Annotated in this window: 2 protein-coding genes; both read right to left on the bottom strand. The window is 41.9% G+C overall.

The genetic code is table 11. From position 1 onward, the window contains the following. Positions 1-165: 165 nt before the first annotated feature. Positions 166-555: a type II toxin-antitoxin system VapC family toxin gene (locus tag BM015_RS21300; RefSeq protein WP_090663397.1), complete on the bottom strand. Its 390-nt coding sequence runs from the start codon at positions 553-555 to the stop codon at positions 166-168. Further along, positions 540-902 (bottom strand): hypothetical protein, encoded by a 363-nt coding sequence (locus tag BM015_RS21295; RefSeq protein WP_143075940.1) that lies wholly within the window; start codon positions 900-902, stop codon positions 540-542. Before BM015_RS21295 ends, BM015_RS21300 begins: the two co-directional genes overlap by 16 nt. Between the last annotated feature and the right edge of the window lie 139 nt (positions 903-1,041).

Raw genomic sequence — 1,041 nt, 5'->3', positions numbered from 1 at the left:
AACCAGCCCTGCATAAAAAAACAAACCTGATAGTTTGCTCAAATACCCTTGCCCCGCAAATCGGCAACTCCATAAGGCAACACCGGCAACCGTAGGTTCCGTTCAACAGCGCTTTCATTGTTCGTCCTGCGGACGCAACGAAAGCTTAGTTATTGTGCGTTCGCCTTAGTCTAAAAGGGGCAGTCCGTCTATTCGGTCAAAGTGTTTCCGGTTCAAGGTAGCTAAAGGCAAGTTGTTGGAAATGGCTGTTGCTGCAATGAAAAGGTCTGCTATTCCAATCTGTTTGCGCTTTTGTTTCAACATTGCATTAATGTCAACAGCAGTCTGTGAAATCGTTTGGTCAAAGAAAAGCACTTCAGTCCGGGCTAACATGCTTGTCCAAAAGGGTAATTGAGCCGATGTTGCACCGGAGTATATCTCATAGTGTGTTATTGCTGAAATGGAAAAATCATAACCTTGGTCAAACAAAGCAATGAGCTTAGAATTTGCCTTGTCAGTTTTTCGGAAATAATCAATTAAAATGGTCGTGTCAACTAACGTTATTTTGTCCGCCATTCGTTAATCTTTTTACGGGTCTCTGCAATTTCTTCTAATTGCCTTTCTGAAAAAGTCGGTCCATTTAACAATAATTTTCTGAATTCTTCTCTGCCTTTGTCTAACGGCTGTGCTGTTGCTTCCACTTCTTTTTTAAGTTTTGTCCACTGTGTAGCCGGAAGCCGTTTAGCTATTTGAACTAACTGGTCAAAACCTATGTCTACTTGTACTTGCATGATGTCAAAATTAAGGCTTTTGTCCAAGAGAAAGCGTCTGAAAAGGTGACGCACAACGGTTTTCGGCTTGGCGATGGTGGGGAATTTGAAAAACGTCAGCCCAACTTTTGCACAAAAGCCAAATAGTAGCACAAATGTTGAATTTACAACTGTCTGCCCCACTATTGCCAAACCGATGTTGAACTAAACCTACGGAAGCCTTCCGCACTATCCGTAACTTTAGCCCTCATCAAAAAAGAATAAATATGGCAACGAAAAAAAATCGCCGGAA

Origin of the sequence: Parafilimonas terrae, assembly GCF_900115755.1 — a bacterium.
In the GTDB taxonomy this organism is placed as follows: domain Bacteria; phylum Bacteroidota; class Bacteroidia; order Chitinophagales; family Chitinophagaceae; genus Parafilimonas; species Parafilimonas terrae.
This window is presented reverse-complemented; position numbering and strand designations above follow the sequence as displayed.